Origin of the sequence: Kocuria massiliensis (assembly GCF_900169715.1) — a bacterium.
GTDB lineage: Bacteria > Actinomycetota > Actinomycetes > Actinomycetales > Micrococcaceae > Rothia > Rothia massiliensis.
Genome location: NZ_LT835161.1, coordinates 131,172 through 154,264, shown reverse-complemented (window position 1 = coordinate 154,264; position 23,093 = coordinate 131,172). Strand labels below are relative to the sequence as shown.

General features: G+C 62.2%; 24 protein-coding genes. 12 read left to right on the top strand and 12 right to left on the bottom strand.

Annotated features, from left to right (window positions below; genetic code table 11):
* Positions 1-14: 14 nt before the first annotated feature.
* Together B9Y51_RS04995 and iolC are read right to left on the bottom strand one after the other, a co-directional pair.
* Entirely contained in the window at positions 15-965 is a 951-nt protein-coding gene (locus tag B9Y51_RS04995) for a Cgl0159 family (beta/alpha)8-fold protein (RefSeq protein WP_245826075.1), read from the bottom strand.
* A complete protein-coding gene (gene iolC, locus B9Y51_RS04990; RefSeq protein ID WP_048681603.1) occupies positions 962-1,936 on the bottom strand; it encodes a 5-dehydro-2-deoxygluconokinase in 975 nt (324 codons plus the stop codon). The genes B9Y51_RS04995 and iolC overlap by 4 nt, the downstream gene beginning before the upstream one ends.
* Before the next feature lie 247 nt (positions 1,937-2,183).
* Here iolC and B9Y51_RS04985 point away from each other — a divergent pair, with 247 nt between their 5' ends.
* The gene (locus B9Y51_RS04985) at positions 2,184-3,197 is read left to right on the top strand and encodes a sugar phosphate isomerase/epimerase family protein (RefSeq protein WP_048681606.1); all 1,014 of its coding nucleotides are present in this window, start codon (positions 2,184-2,186) and stop codon (positions 3,195-3,197) included.
* A gap of 95 nt (positions 3,198-3,292) precedes the next feature.
* Here the strand turns inward: B9Y51_RS04985 and B9Y51_RS04980 are convergent, their stop codons facing one another.
* Together B9Y51_RS04980 and B9Y51_RS04975 are read right to left on the bottom strand one after the other, a co-directional pair.
* Complete coding sequence (locus tag B9Y51_RS04980) at positions 3,293-4,288, bottom strand: aldo/keto reductase (protein WP_085529017.1); 996 nt, start codon at positions 4,286-4,288, stop codon at positions 3,293-3,295.
* 35 nt (positions 4,289-4,323) lie between these two features.
* Positions 4,324-5,280 carry a CE1 family esterase gene (locus tag B9Y51_RS04975; protein ID WP_158088256.1) on the bottom strand — a complete coding sequence of 319 codons (957 nt, stop codon included), beginning with the start codon at positions 5,278-5,280 and terminating at the stop codon, positions 4,324-4,326.
* 341 nt (positions 5,281-5,621) lie between these two features.
* Between B9Y51_RS04975 and B9Y51_RS04970 the strand changes: the two genes are divergently transcribed.
* Both B9Y51_RS04970 and B9Y51_RS04965 read left to right on the top strand, forming a co-directional pair.
* The gene (locus B9Y51_RS04970) at positions 5,622-7,088 is read left to right on the top strand and encodes an NCS2 family permease (RefSeq protein ID WP_085529015.1); all 1,467 of its coding nucleotides are present in this window, start codon (positions 5,622-5,624) and stop codon (positions 7,086-7,088) included.
* 17 nt (positions 7,089-7,105) lie between these two features.
* On the top strand, positions 7,106-7,522 hold the full coding sequence (locus B9Y51_RS04965) for a YchJ family protein (RefSeq protein WP_085529014.1): 417 nt from the start codon (positions 7,106-7,108) through the stop codon (positions 7,520-7,522).
* A gap of 37 nt (positions 7,523-7,559) precedes the next feature.
* On the opposite strand, the gene B9Y51_RS04960 is transcribed toward B9Y51_RS04965, so the two are convergent.
* Positions 7,560-8,477: a LysR family transcriptional regulator gene (locus B9Y51_RS04960; protein ID WP_085529013.1), complete on the bottom strand. Its 918-nt coding sequence runs from the start codon at positions 8,475-8,477 to the stop codon at positions 7,560-7,562.
* A 34-nt stretch (positions 8,478-8,511) separates the two neighbouring features.
* Positions 8,512-8,655, bottom strand: a complete 144-nt coding sequence (locus B9Y51_RS11335) for a hypothetical protein (protein ID WP_245826074.1) — start codon at positions 8,653-8,655, stop codon at positions 8,512-8,514.
* Between B9Y51_RS11335 and B9Y51_RS04955 the strand changes: the two genes are divergently transcribed.
* The 3 genes from B9Y51_RS04955 (at position 8,654) to B9Y51_RS04945 (ending at position 11,228) form a co-directional block, all read left to right on the top strand.
* Positions 8,654-9,667: a TDT family transporter gene (locus B9Y51_RS04955; RefSeq protein WP_245826073.1), complete on the top strand. Its 1,014-nt coding sequence runs from the start codon at positions 8,654-8,656 to the stop codon at positions 9,665-9,667. The genes B9Y51_RS11335 and B9Y51_RS04955 overlap by 2 nt on opposite strands.
* 38 nt (positions 9,668-9,705) lie before the next feature.
* The gene (locus B9Y51_RS04950; RefSeq protein ID WP_173834738.1) at positions 9,706-10,101 is read left to right on the top strand and encodes an SRPBCC family protein; all 396 of its coding nucleotides are present in this window, start codon (positions 9,706-9,708) and stop codon (positions 10,099-10,101) included.
* 554 nt (positions 10,102-10,655) lie between these two features.
* Positions 10,656-11,228 carry a hypothetical protein gene (locus B9Y51_RS04945; protein WP_143468007.1) on the top strand — a complete coding sequence of 191 codons (573 nt, stop codon included), beginning with the start codon at positions 10,656-10,658 and terminating at the stop codon, positions 11,226-11,228.
* A 25-nt stretch (positions 11,229-11,253) separates the two neighbouring features.
* Here the strand turns inward: B9Y51_RS04945 and B9Y51_RS04940 are convergent, their stop codons facing one another.
* Both B9Y51_RS04940 and B9Y51_RS04935 read right to left on the bottom strand, forming a co-directional pair.
* Positions 11,254-12,141: a spermidine synthase gene (locus tag B9Y51_RS04940; protein ID WP_218189201.1), complete on the bottom strand. Its 888-nt coding sequence runs from the start codon at positions 12,139-12,141 to the stop codon at positions 11,254-11,256.
* Between the two features lie 34 nt (positions 12,142-12,175).
* Positions 12,176-13,645: an MFS transporter gene (locus B9Y51_RS04935; protein ID WP_085529011.1), complete on the bottom strand. Its 1,470-nt coding sequence runs from the start codon at positions 13,643-13,645 to the stop codon at positions 12,176-12,178.
* A gap of 308 nt (positions 13,646-13,953) precedes the next feature.
* Between B9Y51_RS04935 and B9Y51_RS04930 the strand changes: the two genes are divergently transcribed.
* Positions 13,954-14,652, top strand: coding sequence for a TetR/AcrR family transcriptional regulator (locus B9Y51_RS04930; protein ID WP_143468006.1), 699 nt, complete (start codon positions 13,954-13,956; stop codon positions 14,650-14,652).
* Positions 14,653-14,753: 101 nt separating this feature from the next.
* On the opposite strand, the gene B9Y51_RS04925 is transcribed toward B9Y51_RS04930, so the two are convergent.
* Positions 14,754-15,377, bottom strand: coding sequence for a GNAT family N-acetyltransferase (locus tag B9Y51_RS04925; protein ID WP_158088255.1), 624 nt, complete (start codon positions 15,375-15,377; stop codon positions 14,754-14,756).
* Entirely contained in the window at positions 15,374-15,682 is a 309-nt protein-coding gene (locus B9Y51_RS04920) for a thiamine-binding protein (RefSeq protein WP_085529008.1), read from the bottom strand. Before B9Y51_RS04920 ends, B9Y51_RS04925 begins: the two co-directional genes overlap by 4 nt.
* Positions 15,683-15,930: 248 nt before the next feature.
* On the opposite strand from B9Y51_RS04920, the gene B9Y51_RS04915 reads away from it, so the two are divergent.
* The 3 genes from B9Y51_RS04915 (at position 15,931) to B9Y51_RS04905 (ending at position 19,912) form a co-directional block, all read left to right on the top strand.
* Positions 15,931-16,950, top strand: a complete 1,020-nt coding sequence (locus B9Y51_RS04915; protein WP_085529007.1) for an LCP family protein — start codon at positions 15,931-15,933, stop codon at positions 16,948-16,950.
* A gap of 124 nt (positions 16,951-17,074) precedes the next feature.
* Positions 17,075-19,183 carry a phosphate acetyltransferase gene (pta, locus tag B9Y51_RS04910; protein WP_085529006.1) on the top strand — a complete coding sequence of 703 codons (2,109 nt, stop codon included), beginning with the start codon at positions 17,075-17,077 and terminating at the stop codon, positions 19,181-19,183.
* 123 nt (positions 19,184-19,306) lie between these two features.
* Positions 19,307-19,912 (top strand): short chain dehydrogenase, encoded by a 606-nt coding sequence (locus B9Y51_RS04905; RefSeq protein ID WP_085529005.1) that lies wholly within the window; start codon positions 19,307-19,309, stop codon positions 19,910-19,912.
* A gap of 5 nt (positions 19,913-19,917) precedes the next feature.
* On the opposite strand, the gene B9Y51_RS04900 is transcribed toward B9Y51_RS04905, so the two are convergent.
* Positions 19,918-20,379 carry an acyl-CoA thioesterase gene (locus B9Y51_RS04900; protein ID WP_082156899.1) on the bottom strand — a complete coding sequence of 154 codons (462 nt, stop codon included), beginning with the start codon at positions 20,377-20,379 and terminating at the stop codon, positions 19,918-19,920.
* 151 nt (positions 20,380-20,530) lie between these two features.
* On the opposite strand from B9Y51_RS04900, the gene B9Y51_RS04895 reads away from it, so the two are divergent.
* Positions 20,531-21,022 carry a GyrI-like domain-containing protein gene (locus tag B9Y51_RS04895; protein WP_085529004.1) on the top strand — a complete coding sequence of 164 codons (492 nt, stop codon included), beginning with the start codon at positions 20,531-20,533 and terminating at the stop codon, positions 21,020-21,022.
* Between the two features lie 29 nt (positions 21,023-21,051).
* Here B9Y51_RS04895 and B9Y51_RS04890 read toward each other — a convergent pair whose 3' ends face one another.
* Positions 21,052-21,633, bottom strand: a complete 582-nt coding sequence (locus B9Y51_RS04890; protein ID WP_085529003.1) for an NADPH-dependent FMN reductase — start codon at positions 21,631-21,633, stop codon at positions 21,052-21,054.
* Positions 21,634-21,848: 215 nt separating this feature from the next.
* Between B9Y51_RS04890 and B9Y51_RS04885 the strand changes: the two genes are divergently transcribed.
* Positions 21,849-23,084: an acetate/propionate family kinase gene (locus B9Y51_RS04885; RefSeq protein WP_085529002.1), complete on the top strand. Its 1,236-nt coding sequence runs from the start codon at positions 21,849-21,851 to the stop codon at positions 23,082-23,084.
* The last annotated feature ends 9 nt before the right edge of the window (positions 23,085-23,093 follow it).

Here is a 23,093-nt window from a genome sequence, read left to right as displayed (position 1 = left end):
TCTTTCAATCCTCGTTAGTTGCGGCTGCTGCGCAGCAGGGAGGCTGCAGTCGCTACGGCTCCGGCAACGTCGTCGTCTTCCGGGTACAGCAAGGTGCGTCCAACGGTCAGCCCCTGGACTCCCGGCAGGGCCAGGGCATCTCGCCAAGTGGCAAAGATTTCGTCAGGGGCAGCCGTGGGATCCCCACCCAACAACACGGTCGGAAGGGTGCTCGCCGCGACGACGCGCTCCATGTCCGGCACCACCGGCAATTTCATCCATGTATAGGCACTCGTCGATCCCAGAGAGGAGGCGATTCCCACGGACTTCACGACGGCGTCGGTGCTGAGATCGTTGAAGATCGCGCCGTTGCGCGTGGCAGAGATGAAGGGTTCGACCATCGCGTAAAGGCCGCGAGCGGCCAGTTCATCGACCGCGTGGGCGGTGGATTCGAGGACCGAGGTGGTGTGCGGGTCTCCGTAATGAATACGCGTGAGCATTTTTCCGCCGTCGGCGCCGATTTTCTGGAGAGCCTCGGCAGTATGGGCGGTGAAACGATCGTCGATCTCGTTGACCAGGCCGGACAGTCCCCCGCGATTCAAGGAACCGAAAACGAGTTTGCCTTCGAGCGCCCCCAAGAGAAGGAGATCATCCAAAACGTCCGGGGACGCCAAGATGCCGTCGACGGCGGGATTTTGAAGCGCAATACGCAGCCGGTCCAGCAGGCCCCGGCGATCCGCCATGGCACGACCATCGCTGCGCACCTTGAGGGCCCCGCGAGCTGGGTGATCCGCGGCGACGATGAAGTTCTGTTCGCCGTACTTGATCCCTGGATGGCGAGTTCGGGCATCGGCGGCTCGTTGGACCACCCCCGGGTCCTCCAAACGAATCTGCGTGAGTTGTTCGTATCGCCGGGGATCCGTGGACCCGATCTCCGGAGCGTCGAACGTGGGAAGGCCGCTGGCCTGATTCCGCTGCTCGCTCATGCGTCAAACCCTCTTCCTCGTTCGTTAAGCAGGTTGAGAACCTCGCCCGTGGTCGGCATATCTTCCGAACAGGCGATGCGCGATGCGACGATCGCTCCGGCGGCGTTGGCAAAGTCCAGAACGTGCTGAAGCGACCAGCCGGAGAGAATTCCGTGGCAGAAGGCACCCCCGAAGGAGTCCCCGGCGCCGAGGCCATTGACCGTCTCCACGGTGACCGGCTCCGAAATCACGGTTTCCTCGGCCGTCTTGGCCATGACGCCCTGCGATCCCATCTTGACGACGGCGATCTTGACCCCTGCCTGCAAGAGACGGTCGGCCTGCTCTTCGGGCGAGCCGTCCCCGACCGCCACGGCGCATTCTTCGCGGTTACCAATCGCAATGGTCGCGTGCTTGAGGTTCTCCTTGACCTGCACTGTCGCGTCCTCGATGGAGTCCCAAAACATGGGGCGGTAATCGAGGTCCAAGATGGTGTGTTGCCCCTCCTTCAGCGCTTCCCGTGGGCGGGCCTCGTGGGCCTTCAGCTGGGCGGTACGGCTGGGGTCTTGGCACAGCCCGGTCACCGTGGACCAGAAAACGGTGGCCTCTTGGACCGCGTGGAGGTCAACCTCGTCGGGCTGGATTTTCAGATCCGGCGCCGACGGGAAGCGACCGTAGAAATAGAGCGGGAAATCCTCGGGTGGCATGATCGCGCAGAAGGTCGCGGGGGTCTGTAGACCAGCCACGGGGCTGACGTGGGCGTCGTCGACGCCGTATCGCTTCAGTTCACGGTGGAGATACTCGCCAAACGGGTCGTCGCCGGTGCGGGTGATGACCGCAGTATTGCGCCCGTGCTTGGCGGCCGCTACCGCCACATTGGACGGCGACCCTCCCAAATACTTGCCAAAGGACGTCACATCCCCCAGGCCAACCCCGATGTCATTGGGGTAAATGTCCACGCTGATTCTTCCCATGGTGAGCAAGTCATAACTCATGAACTGGCCGGTCCTTCCCGCGACTCGTGGTCGGTTTCATCGCTGCGTGCTTCCCCACATGTGATGAGGCGAGGGGCATCGTCGTCGATTGCTACCGTCTGACCCTTCCAGAGTGCACCACACCACTTTGTCCTGTCAATGTTTTGTACAGACAAAGTACGAAAATCTCGGTAGCCTGATGTGACCGGGGCAACTGTGAAGCATCCGCCGGACCCTGTCCCGTCCACGAGAAGATAAGGAATGTGCCATGAAGCTGGGCGTTTACAACGCGATCCTGCACCACCTACCCCTCGACGAGGCTTTGGAGCAGACGGCCCGCCTCGGACTCGACGGATTGGAAGTCAACTCCGGTGGCTTCCTTCCTCCCACTCACTTGCCCCTGGACGACATCCTCGCCAGCGACGCCGCGGCTGACGCCTACCGACGACGCTTCGAAGACCGCGGACTCTCGATTCTCGGCCTCAACTGCAACGGCAATCCCTTGAACCCGGACCCCGCTATCGGGCCCGATGATGCGGACGATATTCGACGCTCCGTTCGAGCAGCTGCGGCACTGGGGCAAAAGCGAGTTGTCACGATGTCCGGCCTCCCAGGTTCGGACCCCCAGGGCCAATACCCCGCCTGGAACGTCAACACATGGGGTTCGCACGCCCTCGATTCATTGGAGTGGCAGTGGGACCAGGCCGCAGATTTCTGGTCCGAGATTGACGAACTCGCCCGGGAGCACGATGTCAAGGTGGCTCTAGAACTCCACCCGCAAAACCTCGTCTTCAATCCGCCCACGGCCAAGCGCCTCGTGGATCGCATCGGGGCGACGAACATCGGAGTCGAACTCGACGCCTCTCACTTGTTCTGGCAGCAGATGGATCCCGTGGCGTGCGTCCGATGGTTGGGGCCGCTCGTCTTCCACGCTGCGGCCAAGGACGTGCGCATCAACCGTGAACATGCCGAAATCTACGGTGTTCTCGACGAGCGTTTCCGCCGCATGGGTGAGGAAGAGCAGCGGACCAACATGGGCGGAGACGAGTATGTCAACGAGTGGCCCAAGGATTCCGCATGGGACTTCGTCGCCGTCGGCGTGGGACACGACGCCGCCTACTGGGCCGAATTTTTGCGCGCCCTCGCGGAGGTTGAGCAGATCACCGGTGAAGAAATCAGCGTCAACATTGAGCACGAAGACACCTCGATGGGACCCATCGAAGGTCTGGAGTTCGCCACGTCGACCCTCTTCGACGCGGCACAGCGCGCCGGGGTGCGGTAGCCCCAGCCTCGAGGGCTTCACGTGCGCACGCCCGTGATGCATGCCGGTGGCCGGCGCGGCAGCTCCTGCGGAGTGCCGTCGCGCCGGCCATCGTTTTAGAACAGAGCGATTTTCTCCGGAGGCGGGAAGATTTGGTCGAGCTCCTCGAGGTCCTCCGAGGTCGGAACCCACGAAGCTGCCACAGCGTTGCTTCGCACCTGCTCCGGCGTGGTGGCACCCGCAATCACTGAGGTAACCTGTGGCCGCGAGGCTAGCCAGGAGAACGCGACCTGGATCGGAGTCAGCTCGCGGTCTTCCGCGAAGGACACAAATCTCTCGATCTGATCCCAGTCCGTGGATTCCAAAAGATTCTTCTTGGAGTGGGATAACCGCGACCCGTCAGGCGCCTGACCGTGGCGATATTTGCCGGTCAGCAGCCCATTGGCCAAGGGGAAATACGGTAGCAACCCGATACCGAATCGCTCCGCGGCGGGAAGGACCTCAAGTTCCGCGCGACGGTCCAGCAGGTTGTAATGGTTCTCCGCGGCGACGTAGCGGGTGCCGCCGTTCGCCCGTGCCAGATGGTCGGCGTCGGCAATTTGCCACCCCGCATGGTTCGACGTGCCCACGTATCTCACCTTTCCCGCACGGACCGCGTCGTCAAGGGCCGCAAGAGTTTCCTCCGGCGGAGTGACCCCGTCGGGTGTGTGATAGAAGTACAGGTCGATATGGTCCCGGCCCAATCGGGACAGCGAAGAGTCCAAAGCACGGTGAACATAACGTCGTGCTCCCCGCGCACCGTGGTCGGTCCCGTTGACACCACGCATATCCATACCGAATTTGCTCACGACAACGACATCCTCGGCGTCACGGCCCAACGCCTTCAGAGCTTGCCCAAACATTCGCTCCGAGGTTCCGGGCGTCTTGCCGTAGACGTCGGCGACGTCAAACAGCGTGATCCCGGAGTCCACGGCCGCCTCAATCACGGCGTCTGTGCCTTCTTGCGTTTCGGTTGGGGTGCCGGCGCGGCCGAGGTTATTGCACCCCAGCCCCACGCCGGACACCACTAACCCAGAATTGCCAACTGTGCGGTAAACCGGTGAAGTCGTCATGACTCAACACTAGACCGCATGTCGAGAACGACCTCCTAGTGATGCTGGGAAAGCCGATGATTCTGGAAAAACTCCCAGATCAGATCCGTGGCATGGAGGTTGGGGGTATCGCGTCCAGTTCCCATTCCTTCAGGAGCACCGGGCCACGTGTGGCCACCGCCGTCAATCCGGTATTGCTGAACCTCGGAACCGTTCTTGCAGTCATTCTTAAAGGAGTAATGTTCGACGCCGTCCACCGGCTGATCCACTTCGGGTTCATGGGAACACTGATTGCGCGCAACCCACTCGTCGATGTACTCCGGAACGGAAATATATTCACCGCCCTTGCCGTCACCACCGTCGTATTTCATGGTGGGATCGTCCGTTCCGTGAAATTCCATGATCGGGACGGCTCCGGCGGTGTTGCAGCCGGCACGAGTTCCGCCGTAATACGCCCCCGAAACGGAAGCGAAGGCCGCGATCCGATCCGACATCCGGCACGCCAAGAGGCTCGCGAACCCGCCGCCGTTCGACATTCCCGCCGCATATACCCGATCGGTATCCACGCAGAGGTCGGACTCCACCTTGTCCAGTACCTCTCCCGTAAATTTCACGTCGTCGGCATCCGAAGCGTAGCTAGCGCCCTGCCACGAGGTCCCCTTGCTCCCCGTGAGACCCTGCGGATACACGGCGATGGCCGGCTTGTCCGAGAATCCAGTCAAGGTCTTCATCTGCTCGGAATCCCGACCCCGCCCGTGGAATGCCATCACGACCGGCGTGGGGGTATCCGCCGAATAGTCCTTCGGAACGGTCACCACGTAGGAACGGTCGCGCCCGCCCGATGTAAGGTGCACGGTTTTGGACGATCCGGGGGCCATATTTCCCGAACCGCACGCCGAACCACTCGAGGAACCCGATGCGGCACTGCTGGACGCGCCCTCCGCTCCCTCCCCACTGCCGCCGCTGGAACCGCACGCCGTCAGGCCCAAAGCCAGAACAGTCACCGCCACCATGGAACTCCACGACTTTCTCATCACTACTTACGACCCCTCAAAGCATTGAATTTGGTAACCTGCATCACATCGAGTTGTATCACGGTTGCATTTTGTCCCACGACACAAAACTTATGATGCTAGGTATTGCGAGACTTCCGAGGAATTTCACCGTGGGCTCAATGCACTAGACTCGACCCGTAGCGGCGTCGCTTCGCCCCTCCCCGGGCAGAAGGGACGCCATCTTTTTTCAGGCGGCTGATCGATTCACTCGAGACGTCGCGTGGACGGAATAAACGCCGGCGGCTTCAAACCCAGGCACCACCCCCCCCCATCATGAGAGTATCTACGGATTTTCACGAATGACTTCTGAGAACACCGCGGCTCCGAGCCGCCCCCACCGTCCCCGCAACGGTTTTGACCGTTACTTCAAGATCACGGAACGCGGTTCCACTCTGGGCGCGGAGGTCAGAGGCGGCCTCGCGACCTTCTTCGCGATGAGTTACATCGTGGTGCTCAACCCGCTCGTCCTCGGCCTCATCGCCGATGCCAATGGCTCCGAGTTGGGTCTGGCACGAGTCGCGGCAACGACCGCACTCGTTTCGGGCGTCATGACCATCCTGATGGGCGTGATCGCCAACCACCCGTTCGCGATGTCTGCCGGCCTCGGCGTCAATGCCTTCCTGGCGGCAACCATTTCCACGACGCCGAATCTCACCTGGTCGGATCTGATGGGCCTGGTCGTTTGGGCGGGCATCATCATGTTTCTGCTGGTGTTGACGGGGTTCCGCACCGCCGTCTTCAATGCCGTACCGCAATCGCTCAAGACTGCCATCGTCGTCGGCATCGGCCTGTTTATCTCACTCATCGGGTTCGTCAATGCCGGGTTCATCCGCCGGATGCCCGACTCCGCGGGTACCACGGTTCCGGTCTCTTTCGGCATCAACGGAGACCTCATCGGCTGGCCCATCCTGGTGTTCATCGTCGGACTGTTCCTGACGATCGCTCTGATGATTCGCAACGTCCGCGGCGCCATCCTCATCGGAGTCGTCATCTCTACGATCCTGTCGGTGGTCCTCGAGGCCGTTACTCCTTCGGGTTCCTCGCACGACCACCCGACCGGCTGGTCCCTCGTCGCCCCGGAAATGCCTCACCAGTGGCTCGGCCTTCCCGACCTCAGCCTGCTCGGACAATTCAACCTCTTCGGAGCATTCCAGAGCTTGGGCGGCATGGCCGCGACCCTGATGGTCTTCGCGATCCTGCTCTCGGTGTTCTTCGACGCGATGGGAACATCCGTCGGCTTGGCGACCGAGGCCCACAACGTGACGCCGGACGGCAAGATTCCCGGTATCAACCGTGTCCTCGCCGTCGACGCCATCGGCTCCGTCGCGGGCGGCGCAGGCTCGGCGTCGTCGTCTCAGATCTTCGTCGAATCGGCCACGGGCATCGGCGAAGGAGCTCGCACGGGCTTCTCCGTGGTCATCACCGGCGTGATGTTCTTGTTGGCCATGTTCATCTCTCCGCTGGTCAATATCGTGCCGTTCGAGGCCGTCGCGCCAGCTCTCGTGGTGGTGGGATTCCTCATGGTCCGCCAGGCCGTCCATGTGCACTGGGACGACTGGGGTCTCGGTATACCGGCCTTCCTGACCATTGCCATGATGCCCTTTACGTACTCGATTGCCGACGGCATCGGTGCGGGCTTCGTCTCGTACACCTTCATCCGTATCGTCCAAGGACGGGCCAAAGACGTGCACCCCTTGATGTACATCGTGTCCGTGGCCTTCGTGGCGTACTTCGGCATGGGCATCATCCAAGGCTGGACCCACTAGTTCGAAGGTCGTCCCTCATGAGAATCCCTGCGGAAGACCAACGCTGCCCTTGCGGCACAGGTGAAATATTTGGTGCATGTTGCGCACCCGTCCTCCGCGGGGATTCCGTTGCCCCGACCGCCGAGGCCCTCATGCGTTCCCGGTTTACGGCCTTCGCCGTCGGCGACCGAGAGCACCTCCTCGCCACGTGGCACCCCAGCTCACGTCCCGCGACCCTAGACCTCAGTGACTCCCTGATGTGGCAACGGCTGGACATCTTGAACACCGAGGGCGGCCCGTTCGACGACGTCGCCCACGTGGAATTTGCCGCGCACTACCGTTCACCACCGGGCACTCCGGTGGAAGAGCGCATCAAGGGGGTGCAACGAGAGAACAGCCGCTTCGTCCGCGAACGAGGCCGCTGGTACTACGTCGATGGTGACCTTCAGGGTTAATTCGAGCTGACCGGGCAACCAGCCAGCAGGGTAACCGTCACATGAGAGGCGTTCGCCTCGCCCCGGACTGTGGGTCGCGGGAAGCGGCGAGTAAATCGGACGCCGGCCGGGCAAGCTCTCGAGGTCCCGCCCAGATCGCCCGCAGGACCCGCTCGGTGCGAAGCCCTTCCACGGGAACTTCAACCAATTCATCCCGAGCAAGGTAGTCCTCAACGGCCAACCGGCTGAGCGCAGTGGGACCCGCCCCAGAAAGCACCGCCACACGAACGGCGGCATTACTTTCCAACTCAAGAAGGGGGCGCACCGGCCCTTGGTCCCCGAGAGCACGGTCGAGCGTCGTCCTCGTACCGGAACCGACTTCTCTCGTCACGAGCTGAGTCTCCGCGAGCTCTCGACGCGAAATCGGAGATGTGCGCGAAGCCCACTCGTGAAGGGGAGGCACCACGACCACCAGTTCATCACGAGTGACCGTGGCGTGATGAAGCCCCTTGGGCACCTCTGGGCCTTCCACGAAACCCAATTGCGCCCGGCCCGAAATAATGTCAGCGACGGCGGTCTCAGAATTAGCCACGCGAATATCGACGTGCACCTCGTGGACGGAACGCAATTGCGAGATCCAACGGGGCAATAAGTGTTCGGCGACCGTTTGAGAGGCGACCACCACCAGGGAATCCATTCCCGTGGAGGCCAACCCTTCCGCGCCTCGCATCAACTTTTCACCCGCAGCAAGTACGTCCCGCGCCCACTCAACTATGGTCAATCCCTTGGGCGTCACCACCGATCCTTGCGTTGACCGCGTCAATAACACCACGCCCAGGCGGCGCTCCAAGCGCGAAATCGCTCTGCTGGCATTCGGTTGCGCGACACCGATCTGCCGCGCGCCGGCGGATAAACTGCCGTGGTCCGCGACGGCCACCAATATCTCCAAGGTTGTTAGATCAGGCCACTGGTACATATCCGCAGGATATATGCATATGCCCATTTCCTCTCTACCCCCGTCGGGCAGAGGGAAGAATAATCACCAGTGTGTTCATGCCCATGGCCCCCGGTGCCCATACCCAGCGAGTGACTTCCACATCCCACCCCGTACCTGCCTTACCGCCCATCGGGCCTGCCTGGTATGGATCGGTCATGGGAACCGGAATCCTCGCAACCCTCACCGAAAAATTGCTGGACCACATTCCCTTCGCGCACGACGTCGCTATCGCATTCCTGGCGGCCAGCTGGGTTCTCCTGGTGGTGTTATCCGCTGGTTTCGCGCTACGCATTGTGCAGCGACCTCGGACGTTCCGGGAATCGGCCCTCCATCACGCCACCACGCCCCAGTGGGGCATGGTGTCGATGGGAATCATGTCCGTCGGATCGGCCACGCTCACTGTCGCGCCGGCCGTGAACCCGCAATTCTCCGCGACCGCTACATCCTTGAACATCGTCTTGTGGAGCGTCGGCACCGTCGTTGGCATCGTCTCAGCGGTGGGCTTCGGCGCGCGACTCATTGGAAGCGACGTCGGCTCGCCCACCACGGTGTGGGGGCTGGCGGTCGTGCCTCCGATGGTTTCGGCCACCACCGGCTCCCCCATCGTTCCGATACTGCCCGGCGTCAGCGCCCAGTTGTGGATGCTCACGGGTCTGGTCGCGTGCTTCTTTCTGTCCCTCTTCGTGGGCGCGATCGTCTTCATCACCGCCTATCACCACCACTGGTCGAGGCAACGGATCCCACTTGCGGCTTCTGCCTCCGCGTGGATCCCCCTGGGGGTCGTGGGACAATCCACGGCCGCGGCGCAATCACTAGCCTCACAAGCACGGCACCTGGTGATCCCCGAGGCACTTGATGCGGTGCAGGCCCTAGCTAACGCGTACGGAATCGCGATGTTCACCCTAGGAATTCCCCTGACGTGCTGGGCCACCTTCGTAACCATCAGGGGTTTTATGGGACGTATGGCCTTCAACCCCGGATGGTGGTCCCTGACCTTCCCGATCGGCACCCTATCTCTGGGGACTCACCTACTAGGCAAAGGGACGGATGTGCCCATCTTCGGGACGGTTTCACTCATTCTGTGCTGCATCCTGATGTGCACCTGGACCGTATGCGCCATCGGTTCCGCATCCGCCCTTCGAGCTCAGTTATCCACACCGCCTCGTTGATACGTGGTGAATCGACGAGTCGGTGGCACACTGGCCTCATGATGAGCCGTCACATCAGTCAGACTTCAAGTGCCGACCCCGACGCCGTGTACCGGTTTGCCGCGGATCCTCGAAATCTCCCGCGCTGGGCCTCGGGACTCGCACAGTCCGAGGTCAAGGTTATTGAAGGCACCCTCGAAGTCGAATCACCCATGGGTACCGTGACCGTGACGTTCGCGCCTCATAACGAGTACGGCGTGCTGGACCACGACGTCGCGCTGCCTTCGGGCGACGTCGTCACCAATCCGCTTCGAGTGATGTCACATCCGGACGGTTCGGAAATCCTCTTCACTGTGCGGCAGTTAGATCTCACCGATGAAGAGTTCGACCGAGACTGCGCCACGGTGCGCGAAGACGTTGAGCTTCTGGTCAAGCTCGTCGAAAACCAGAGCTAACGGCCTCCAGAGGCCCACGGTTCCTCTTTCGCTGTTTACTCGTCACATCGGCCCACTTCAATTGACGGGACCAAGCCATGAGGTGGCGGTTGCCCAGTGTGGCAGCGCTTACCTTCGTTAGGCGGCGGCTAGACCGCCCCCTAACTGCGGTAGGCCCCACCGAATTGGGTACTCGCGGTCACGCGATGCCCACGCGCTCATCGTCACCTTCCGATGACGCAACCCTGGAAATAGATTCTTTCACTAGATTTAGTTTTTCTGACTAGCGCAAACAGTGGAATTCAATTCATCCACCCTGAACCTCTTGACGCAGGAGCCGGTTCGGAATATTAATAATCACCAACAGATGCTCTCAAAGTCCGAGCACATATGCAGGGAGGGGCATCCGGCGGAAACCAAGGCAAAGTATAGTTTCATAAACTATTAGCCGAAGGCCCCAGAAGATTTGAGAAACACCATGATTAAAGGACAGGTCATTGCGGGATTAGTGTTTATCTCACGAATTGCGCGCAATGCGTAAGACATTTCTTTCTCTCATCATAGGATTCACTCTCATGACACTCGCATCAGGTTGCACTCCCTCCGAGGACTCCGTCGGCAATGGCGAGGAATTTTTCCCCGATGAAGCAGCCTCCCGAGGCAACGTCCCTGTCTCAGATAGCGGGTGGGTTGAGGTCAGCGAAGTCCAGTCCAGCATCCCCGAGCTCACCGTCAACGGTTCCGCAGTCGAGTGGCACCAAACGGATTGGCTCTTCGAGGATGGTCGTCTTCAGCACGAGGAGAAGCCGCAAGATTTCGCGACCGTCCCCAAGCTCACGGTATCCGGCGAGACCCTGACCTTCAGAATTTCCAGCCATATACCGCCGGCCAACTTGTTTGTTGACGTGCACGAAGGTGCGATCAGCGAATCGGTTGACCCCGAAAGCCCGCACACCACGTATCAGCCGATGGACGAGGGGAAACTGAGGTTCGATGACACTTCGGTGAGCTTCGATCTTCCGATCACCCCGGGGAAGCCCCTCATCCTGAACGTGTACTGCAGTTATTACGCGCCACCGGAGTCTCACCAAGAACGCTGGACCAACGAGGTCAACTGGCCCGTACTCATCAACCAGGTCGAACCGTAGTTCCCAGGCGGCGACGTCGTTAGCCTTAGTACCCGTCGCGTCGAGCCTCGGCCCCAGCGGCAAAGGTTCTGGTCCACGCCTCGTCTTTATACTGAGCAGGAACCGCACCGCCCAACAGGTCGCGAGTTAACCGAGCCGCTTCCGGCGCGAGGGCCTCGGGAAATGGCGCATCCGATGCCATCAGAATGATGTTGCCGTAGCGGCGCCCCTTGAGCATCGGCGGGTCAGCGATGCACGCGACGTGTGCAAATACCTCGGCCAAACCGGCAATCTCCGCCTTAGCGCCACGCAGTTCGCGGGTATCGCCACAATTCGCCACGTACAAGCCACCCGGCGCCAGTGAGCGGTGCGCGTGCCGAAAAAACTCAGCGGTGGTCAGGGGATTGGGCGTCACTGCCCCCGCGAACACGTCACGGATCATCACGTCCCGAGAAGCATCCACGAACGTTTCGGTTACGGCCCGTGCTTCCCCCACACGAATTTTGACGGTGGGAGACCTCGGAATATCGAACCATTCACGCACGTAGCTGGCGAGTTTTCCGTCCAGCTCGACGACGGTGTGGCGGCTGCCAGGAAACGTCGCTGCGAAATAGCGCGGCATCGAACATGCCCCGCCGCCCAGGTGAGTCACGCGAAGCTGCTGGGGGTCGAGGCGCCCTTCGACGAAATGCTCGACGCCGGCTGCAATCCATCGCATGTATTCAAAGGCCAGTTCCCGCGGCTCACCCACGATCACGTGGCTCGATTGCACGTTATTGATGCGCAATAACCATGCGCCGGGGTGAAACGTATCTTTTTCCAGCTCCGCGGTGCCGCTATCGATCTCAAATACGCCTTCGGCGGGGCCGCCCCCAATCTCGGTGGTCCGAGGATCTGGGGGCGACGCCCGCCGTCGGCTGTTCTTCTTGCTCACGAATCCACCCTAACGGGCAGATCCCGCCCCCGAATTAGTGTTCTTCGGTCTCGGTGGAGTTCGTCAACGTGCGAACACCGATCAGCGACATCACCACAGCAGCGGCGGCGAGAATCCAGAAGGAGATGCGCGTTCCATGAACGAATCCGGCAACCGTCGCGGGATCCCAGGCGCCCTGGGGCAGCATCGTCCCCACAGCTGCGGCCATCACGGTTCCGACGACGGCCACACCCACAGAATTGCCGAGTTCCTGGGCGGTGTCGTTCATCGCGGACCCGATCGAGGTGTGCGTTTCAGGCAGGGCCCCGACCAGGGCGACGGCACCCGTGGTCATGATGGTCCGCATACCCATGGTCATGATGAGCATGCCGATCGCGCACCAGAGGTAACCGTGTCCGACGGCGTAGATCCAGATGAGCAGACTGCCGATCACGAAGGCGGCGCCGACCATCGACGTCTTACGGTGGCCCAAGCGAGCCACCATCCTGTCGACGAACGGGCCCGCACCCAGCATGCCGAGGACGAACGGCAGGTTGGCGAGTCCGGCCATCATTGGTGACCATCCCCAAGCGAACTGGTACAGCTGAGTCGAAACGAACATAACCCCGGCCATCGCGACCATCACCCCGGTCTGCAGAATGGCCGAACCGCGCACGGTCGGGATAGCGAGGAGGGTCAGATCCAGCATCGGATCCTTCGCGGTTTTCTCCCGCCAGACGAATGCCACGAGGCACGCGATACCGCCGACGAGCACGCCGATCGTGATCGGGCTGCCCCAGCCGTTCTCCGTACCCGAGGTAAACGAGTACAGAATCAGACCGAGCGCACCCACGGAGAAGATTCCACCGGGGATGTCGGTACCTCCACGACGTCGATCCGCGGGGTCGTCCTTCGAGAGACCGAAGCGCACGCCGAACCACGCGATGAGCGCCATGGGAGCGTTGAGCACCAATAAGGCCTGCCAAGGCCAGTGCTCGACGGCGAGGCCGGCCAGCGTCGGACCGACCGCGAAACCACTCATGGAGACCACCATGATCAGACCGATGGCCTTATTGCGCAGGTCGTCCCGGTCGAAGAGCCGGAAGATGAGGGACATGGTCAGCGGTGCCATCAGGGCCGCAAAGGCCCCTGACACGGCCCGGACGGCAATCAGCTGCCCCGGGGTCTGCACCAGCAGGACCGCAAGCCCGGCGAGGCCGAAGAGAGCCAAGCCGGTCAGCAGCGTCCGGCGACGTCCGAGCTTATCGCCCAGGGTTCCGCCGACCATGAGCAGTCCGCCAAAGGTCAAGGAGTAGGCGCCAACGATCCATTGCAGATCCGTCGGGCCAGCGTGTAAGTCGCGCCCCACGGAGGGCAGGGCAACGTTGAGGATCGAGTTGTCGACCATCTCGACCAGCATTGCCAGGCACAGGCCCAGCAGGGCGGGCCAGGCCGCACCCAGAGATTGCGGCTTCGTGGAGGCTCGTGGCGGAGCCTCCGGGGCGAGGGTTTCGGAGAGTGACATGGAAAAACCTTTCGTATGGATCGAACGTCGTTCGACTAATGGAACAGCGTTCGAGTTATCGAACTATGTTCGAGAATAGAACGTTGTTTGATATGGCGCAACGGTCTGCGTAGATTTTCTGTCATGACCCAGCCCACTCCCCGTCGCCCATCCCGCCCCCGCACACCGGAAGATCGCGCCGCAATGCGCGAGGAACGACTCCAGGCCAGCCGCGACGCCACACAGCGAGAGGGCCAACCGCCTCATGGGCCGGGCGGAGGCGCGGGCGCGGCGGACGGACGCGCACGACGCTGTCCCTCGAATCGATCTTGGATGCCGCCATAGCGACTCTGGACCGAGAGGGAGCCGAAAAGCTGACCCTCCGCGGTCTCGCTGCAGAGCTCCAGAGCGGCGCCGCAAGCCTCTACTGGTATGCGTCGGGCAAAGAAGAACTCCTCGCCCTGGCCTCTAACGAGTTACTGGGACGCGCGCTGGCGGAGGACGAGCACCTTCAGCGTCTCGGCCACGCCGCCCCTCGCGGATTCGCCGACCACGCACCGTTTTCGACGGACGCACGCACCAGCTCGGAATCGGCCTCGGCCCTAGTGAACCTGCGACGCATGGTGCTATGCCTCATGGAACAGATGTTGGAACACCGTTGGCTCGCCCACCAGCTCCTCAAGTCGGGTCCCGACCAAGAGAATTCGTTGATGTTCTGGGAAAAGATCGGCCAGCAGCTCATGCGCACGGAACTGACCCTCAGTCAGCGGTTCCACGCCTCGTTGGCCCTGGTCAACTACGCCTCAGGGATGGGAGCCGAGGTGTCCCAGCGCGACGTCTATGAAGATCAGGACGTGGAGAAGGAGCTATTCGACGAGCAGGTCGCCGAATGGAGCCACTCGGACCCCGCCCGATACCCCTTCGTCCATTCGGTTCTCGGGGAGTTCCGGCACCACGACGACCGCTCCGAGCTGGTCGCGGGCCTGGAACTCCTTCTACTCGGCCTCGAACGTCAGACTTGGTCGTAGGCCCATCGGGTTCTTATTGAGACGACCCAAGCTGTCACCGGCGAAAATGGGCAACTTCGCCGAACGCGCCGGTCGCAGGACTCCCGAGTGACTGTGCTCGGCTACAGGCCACGGACCATGCGGCCGGTCGTCGACGACGCCCACGTCCCCTGGGTCGGAAAGTCTTCGCCCAATCCGCGAAAGCCGTGTCTTCGGTAGAAGCGTTCGGCGCCGTCGTTGCCGTTGATGAGCCAGAGAAATGCGGGCGAGTCTTCGGGCAGAACCTCCCGCAGGAGTTCCGCGCCGAGCCCCTCACCCTGGGCTTCCGGAAGGACATACAGATTCACCAGTTGTCTGGCACCGGCCTCGACGGCTCCGGGGATGGGGACCGCACCAATCTCACGCTCCCATGCCTCGAGTGGGCCGGCGTCGATGGTCAGGGCGATGCCCACGGGCCGGGTCCACAAGTCCGGATCCGCCCCGACGCCGCAGCACCCGAAATCGTTGGTCTCCTCGAACTGGGGGTTGGACCAGGCGATGACCGCTTGCGCGTCGGAGCGTCGCAGATAGGCCCGATCTTCGTCGGCCACGGAAGCGGCCTCCGCGCGAATCGTCGTCGAGAATTCCTCGCCAATGATCTCCCGGTACGAGGCAGCCAACGCCTTGACGTGGACCTGCGAATACGCGGATTGCTCCGACGGACCCACCGGGGTCAACGCGTATTTTCCATCGTGGACAAAACTCACGCCTCTGACTCGATGGCCTTCTCGAGACGTTCCAACTTTCCGGTGAGTTCCCCGTCGTAGCCGGGACGAATGTCCGCCTTCAACACCAGCGAGACTCGGGTTCCATATTTCCCGACGGCCTCGGTCGCGCGCTTGATGACGTCCATGCACTCGCCCCAATCGCCCTCGATCGTGGTGAACATCGCGTCGGTTCGATTCGGGAGGCCGGATTCCCGGACGATCTTCACAGCATCGGCGACGGCGTCGTGGACGGAGGCATCCGGGGCGTCTCCACCGGACGGGGCAACAGAGAAAGCAAATAACATGCCTCCAGCATGCCACCGTCCCCGCGAGACGGCACCCCACTCAATGCCACGATTCCCCACTAGTTCACACGGCGGCATCAGCATTTCCGCAGGCAGACTGCATAAAATTTGCATCTCGAGCACCTGACCGCAGCCGGCGACCTCATCACCGAGGCCCGAATCGGTCGGCACTCCCCGTGCGACGTCGCACCAGACCTGCCCGGCACCAACGCCGTGCGCCGTCCTTCTCCACGCCTCAAGGAACCACCATGCCGCACTACCAGCAACGCGACCCGCACACACTGACGACCGAGCCGATGGCCGCCGTACCCGCTGCAAACGCGCAAACGGGTTTCCGTATCCGGTGGACGCGAGTGACCATTGTGCTCATCGTGGCCTTGCTGCTTGCGCTGGGAGGCATTGCTTTCGCGGCTTTCCAGCACCTTCACCACAACATCAAGACCACTCAGGTCCAAGGGCTCACCAACACCTCGAGCACCAAGGGCGCGATGAACGTGCTCATTATCGGCTCCGATGAACGCGACGGTTCCATCGATGCCGGCGAGGCCGAGGGACGACGCAGCGACTCGATCCTGGTGGCCCACATCAATGCCGCCCACGACAAGGTCACCGGCATCCAGATTCCCCGCGACACGATGGTCCTTCCCCCGAAGGGATCGACGGCGTACTCGACCGCACCCAACGTGCCGGTGCAGATCAACTCCCTTCTCGCCGACGGTGACTCTCAACTTATTGAGGCCGTCTCAACCCTCACCGGGCTGGGGATCAACCACTACGTGGACGTGAACTTCGGTGGCTTCATCTCCATCGTCGACGCCCTCGGCGGTATCGACATGAATCTCCCCGAGGCCCTCAAGGATCCGGACGCCAACCTCGACCTCCCCGCGGGACAGCAGACACTCAATGGGACGCAGGCCCTCGCCATGGCCCGGGAGCGCCACGCGATCGGCGACGGCAGCGACCTCGCCCGCATCGGGAATCAGCAGACCGTCATGAAGGCCATCTTGGACAAGGCGCAGAGCTCATCCACTCTGTCCAACCCGATCAAGCTCTATTCGTTTCTGAATCAGTCCTCGTCCTCGATCATGGTCGACGACGGCCTGAAGTCCTCGACGCAGTTCCTGAGCTTCGTCCGAACCTTTACCCAGGTCCCCCGGGACCAGATCTCCTTCGAACAACTTCCGGTGGAGCCCTACCCTTGGGACACCAACCGGGTGCAACTCTCCGACGAGGGTGTAGCGCGGCTGGCCGAGATCGCGAAGAGCTGACGCGTCCGTACGATCGTCGGGCCCCTCGAGTGCTCGGCACCACGTATCCTCGGCATCGAGGACCGCTTAAAATCGTGGGAGAGGCAGCGACGCTGTCCCGAGTTACTGAGCGTAAGGACGATTCATGACGACCGGTATTTTCCTCGATGCGATGACCCCGCTTGCCGGGAAGACCTTAGTGGCCCTGGGGCTGGCCGACTCCCTCATCCGTCGAGCGGATTCTGTGGGGTATTTCCGGCCGGTCTTCGAAACCGACTCCGCGGACACCGACCCTCGCATCCGTTTGATGCGTGAAACCTTTGATCTTGACGAATCCTCCGCCCGCGGCGGCGTCAGCCTCGCGACGTGCCGCGAGGTCCTCGCTTCCGGGGACATCAGCGAGCTGCTCAACATCTCGCTGTCGATCTACTCGGAAATGTCGCAAAAGTACGACGCCGTGATCGTGGATGGCACCGACCTCCTCGCCCACAACGCCGCAACCGCCGAATTCGACCTCAATGCCCGGCTCGCCAACACCATGAGCTGTTCCGTGCTCGCCGTCATTTCGGGCGCCGAGGCCGAGTCGGTTGAAGACATCATCAACGCGGTGGAGGTCACCCGGGCCGAGCTGCATGCCGCCAAGACCGACCTCCTCGGCATCGTCGTTAACCGGGTTCATCCGGACGTGGCCCAAGAGGTCGAATCCCGCATTCCGGCGGGTCGGCGCGGTGGCCACGTGTACGTTCTCCCGGAAACCCCGGCCATTTCTCAGCCGACCGTCGCCGAGGTGGTTCACGAGATGGGACTGTCCGCCGACGACGTCAGCGCTTCCCTCGACCGCGACATCCAGGGCGTGAAGGTGGCTGCCATGACGGTCGGAAACTTCCTGGAGCAGATGGCCGACGGCGATTTCGTGATCACCCCGGCGGATCGATCGGACGTCGTCATGGCCACCTTGGCTTCGGCCTTCTCCCCCACATTCCCGGTGCCTTCCGGCGTTCTTCTCTCCGGGGATCTCCACATCAACTCCGCGACCAAAGCACTGATCGGTTCCGCCCCCTTCCCCATCCTGCGAACTTCTCTGGATACCTATTCTGCGGCGCAATCGGTGGGGTCGGTGCACGGTGAACTCCGCGCTGGCGCGCCTCGAAAGATCGCTGCGGCCATGGGCGAATGGTCCAAGAGGGTTGATGACAAGGAACTTCTCGGACGCCTGGATCTCCCGCGCCCGGCTACCATGACGCCGCTTCGTTTCCTCCATGAACTCATCGAAACGGCTCGCTCCAACCGACGTCGGGTGGTCCTTCCCGAGGGCGAGGACATCCGCATCCTCCGCGCTGCCGAAATCATCGTCCGCCGAAACTTTTGTGACCTCACGATCCTCGGCAGCGATTCGAGCGTCCGCGAGCTGGCCCAGTCGGAAGGCATCGACCTGACCTTCACGGCCTCGGAAAACCCGGCGGCCGGCGAGGTACGGCTGATCGACCCGGCCACGTCGCCCCTGCTCGAAGAATACGCCGCGGAATATGCCCGCGTGCGCGCCCACAAGGGCGTGGACCTCGATCAGGCTCGCGAACGCATGCTCGATGGCTCCTATTTCGGAACCATGATGGTTCAGCTCGGCCACGTGGATGGCATGGTTTCGGGTGCCGCGCACACCACCGCGAATACCATTCGACCGGCCCTGGAATTCGTGAAGACCAAGGAAGGCGTCAAGGTCGTATCCTCGGTCTTCTTCATGCTTCTCGAAGATCGCGCGCTCGTTTACGGCGACTGCGCCGTCAACCCCAATCCCAACGCCGAGCAGTTGGCCGATATCGCCAAGGCGAGCGCCCAAACGGCCCGGGAATTCGGCGTCGAACCTCGGGTAGCCATGCTCTCCTACTCGACGGGCGGATCCGGGTCCGGCGAAGACGTCGACAGAGTCCGCGAGGCCACCGACCTAGTCCGGGCCTCCAACCCGGACTTCGCTATCGAAGGTCCCATCCAGTACGACGCCGCGACCAACGCCTCAGTGGCCAAGTCGAAATTGCCGGACTCTCAGGTGGCCGGCCGCGCGACGGTCTTCGTCTTCCCGGATTTGAACACGGGCAACAACACCTACAAAGCCGTGCAACAGTCCTCCGGGGCGGTCGCCGTCGGCCCGGTCCTGCAGGGCTTGCGCAAACCGGTTAACGACCTCTCTCGCGGCTGCACCGTGGACGACATCGTCAACACGGTGGCCATCACGGCGATTCAGGCCCAGGCGCAGTAAGCAACCGGTCGCAGTCTTAGATAGGCTTGCAATATTGTTTCCGCGAGAGACTCCGGCGTCCGCTGACACGCGGTCGGGTGAGCGGAAGAATCGCCTCAACACTTCGAGAAGGGTGCCGTCATCATGGCTCAAAGAATCATCGTCGTGGGAGCATCGGGTCTTATCGGTAGCGCCGTGGCCCAAGCCCTGGAACAGCAGCAGCACGAGGTTATCCGCGCCTCGCGTAGCAGCGGCGAACGCGTCGACATGTCCGACCCTGCCTCGGTCCGGGATCTCTTCGAGCGCGTCGGCACCGTCGACGCCGTGGTCAGTTGCGCCGGCGGCGCCCCGTTCAAGCACGTCACAGAGCTGACCGCGGAGGACTACATGGCCGGCCTGCAGGACAAGGCCATGGGGCAAATCAACATCGCGACCGAGGCCCTGAAGCGCCTGACCGACGGCGGTTCCATCACTCTGATCTCCGGGATTCTCACGACCGTCCCGATCCACGGCAGCGTTGCGTCGGCCGTGGCCAATGGCGCGGTCGAGTCCTACGTGCGAACCGCCGCGGCGGAATTGCCTCGCGGCCTGCGGATCAACGCGGTCAGCCCCACGGTCCTGCGCGAAGCCACCGGATACCACCCCTCGTTCCCGGGGTTCCGGCAAGTTCCCGCCGCCGACGTCGCCCAAGCTTTCGTGCGGTCGGTCGAGGGCGTTCAGAGCGGGGAAGTCTTCACCCTCTGGGGGTAACGCCCCTAGAGTCCGGGCTCCTTGTTGCGGAGCTCCTCAGGAAAGCGATCGCGCTGGTACGTCACGCCGGTGAATCCGTGCTCGAGTGGCTTGCCGTCGGCGTCGAGCCCCACGAACACGATGCGCTCGATCGACAGGATCGCGCGTCCGGTAATGATGTTCCGGACCTCGCACCGCATGGTGAGCGAAGTTCGGCCGAAGGCGATCGCCTGCAGCCCAATCTCGATGATGTCTCCCTGCGTGGCCGAAGAGACGAAATTGATCTCGGAAATGAACTTGGTGACGATGCGCTGGTTGCCGAGCTGGATCATCGCGTAGACCACCGCCTCGTCGTCGATCCAGCGCAGCAGGCTGCCGCCGAAAAGCGTGCCGTTCGCATTGAGATCTTCCGGGCGTACCCACTTGCGGGTGTGGAAGTTCATGTCGTCAAAGGACCCCTGAGACCCTTCCGCCTGGTGGTATGCCATGGTGATTCCCTCTCCACCCGATTCCATGTCGATGAGACTTATGGTGACACGATGCCTTCGCCCGCTCCAGGCTTTGTCCTTACATGACGTCCCTGACGCGCCGCCCCGAGAACCGTAGACTGTGAAGCCCCTACCCTAGGAGTTCAGACCCATGAGTCTCAGCGACGTCGAATACATCGAATTCCCCGGATTCCCCACTGTGGTCGTCCGGTTCCGCGAATACCCCATGCGCGAGATGCCGACCGCGATGGACCAGGCTTTCTCCGCGCTAGGCCAGGCCATCGGAGAAGGCGCCTTCACACCCACCGGTCCGGCCTTCGCCCGTCACGAGGTCAGGCCCAGCGATACCGCGACTTTTGAAGTCGGCTTCCCCGTTGACTCACCCTTGCCCTCAAACACCACGGTCAATGACGTCGAGATCGTCAACTCCGAGTTGCCAGCATGCGAGACCCTGGCCATCGCCAAACACCACGGACCGTACGACGGCCTCGCCGCATCGTGGCAGGCCTTCATGGAGGCCATCGACGCCGACGGCAAGTCGCCGCTCCTACCCTTCTGGGAGGCGTACGACACCAAGCCCGGGCCTGACGTGGACCCCGAAACGCTGATCACCGGTCTGGCGGTTCCGGTCAAGGAGAAGTAGGCAAATCCTCGGCGGCAGGGTGACGGCGATCAGCGCCGCCCTGCCGCCGCCTGCGAGCGGACTAACTCGCTGAAACGATCAATGTAGTCCTGGAGAAATTCGCGCGTGCTCTCGGCATTGAGCCTCCCCTCGTCGTCGAATAATTCGGGGGAACGCCCCAGGAACACCTCCGGTTGCCCCAGCGTCGGCATGTCGAAGTAGGAAAGCGCGAGTCGCAGGTTCTTCTGGGAGCTATACCCGCCCATCCGGCCGACCGAGTGGCTGAGGATGCCCACCGGGAGTCCGCGCCAGGCGACGTCGTCGTTCGGCTTGGACCCGACGTCGATGGCGTTCTTGAGGCAGGCGGGAATGGTGCGATTATTCTCCGGTGTCACGAAAAGCACCCCGGAGGACTCGTGGATCGTACGACGGAATTCGGTGTACTCGCCGGGGAGGCTCACGTCCGAAACGCTCGGGTCGTCGTAATCGAAGTTGTACAGCGGAAGCTGCCCAATCTCCACGATGGAAGCCTCGATGCCCTCCCCGAAATATCCGGCGACCTCCCGCGCGATTTTGCGGGCAAAGGAGCCCCGCCGCAGGCTTCCCACGATGATGCTGACCGAATACGTCATGACGACCGAATCCTTTCTGCGCCCCGACGAGCGGTGGCACGGTCCTGATAAAAGTACGCCTAGGCGAACAATTTTGTTCTATTAATGCATCTTCCGCAAGATCGGGTATGCCCCGCTGTACCCACACTGAGGGAGACGACGCCCACAGAGACCCCCACGGCGATATGACGGTGGAATAATTGGGCTACATACGTTTTTGACGCGAAGGGAACACCATGCTCGTCCTGGTCATTAATTCGGGTTCCTCCTCCATCAAGTATCAAGTGCGCGAGGTCGCCACGGAGGAAGAACAGCTCGCTCCGTACACATCCTCGATGCCCGCGATCAACGAACGGATCACGCTCGAAAGAGCGACCGTCGGCGCGGATGGCGGCCAGGTTCTCACCAAGGGCTTGATCGAGAACATTGGTGAAGGCGGCGAGATCGCCGATCACGCGCAGGCGCTGGACCTCATGGCTGAGCGCCTCGACGAGGCCCTCGAGGGTAGAACGATCGACGCCGTCGGCCACCGTGTGGTCCACGGAGGCGAGCGGTTCTCCGCACCCGTGATCGTCAACAACGAAATCGTTCGCGCCATCGAGCGCCTCGCCCCCTTGGCTCCATTGCACAATCCGGCCGCGGCCTTGGGCCTGCGCGCTGTCGAGAAGAAGTGGCCGAACCTTCCGCAGGTCGTCGTATTCGACACTGCCTTCCACCGGTCTCTCCCCGAAAAAGCCTGGCGCTACGCGATCCCCGATTCCTTCTACCGCCTGCATGGCATCCGCCGCTACGGTTTCCACGGCACCAGCCACGACTACGTCACGGGCAAGGCCGCTGAGTTTCTGGGCGTGGAGCGAGAATCCTTCGACGCCGTGGTGGCGCACCTGGGCAACGGCGCGTCGGTCACGGCCATTCAATCCGGCCAGTCCGTGGACACCTCCATGGGGTACACGCCCCTCGCCGGGCTCATCATGGGAACCCGCGCCGGCGACGTCGACCCTTCGGTCCTGACCGGAATTCTCACGCGCGACAAGTCGATGACCGCCGAGGAACTTGACCGGATTCTCAACAAGGAGTCCGGTCTCGTGGCGCTGGGCGGATCTAACGACATGCGAGATTTGGAGCAACGAGCCGAATCCGGCGACGACAAGGCGACGTTGGCGATCGACATGGCCGCCTACCGTTTGGCCAAGTACATCGGCGGTTACCACGTGGCCGTCGGCGGCATGAAGGCTCTTATCTTTACCGCCGGTATTGGTGAGAATTCTCCGGAGTTCCGCCAGCTCGTGGTGGATCAGCTCCGCGCGCTCGACATCCACCTCGACGACGAGGCTAATCTGGTCCGTTCGGGAGAGATTCGTGTGATCTCCACCTCGGAGTCGGCGATACCTGTTCTGGTGGTACCGACCGACGAGGAACGTGCCATCGCCGAGGCCACGGCCGGTCTCGTGACCGCACGCATCCGAAACTAACCCTCTGAT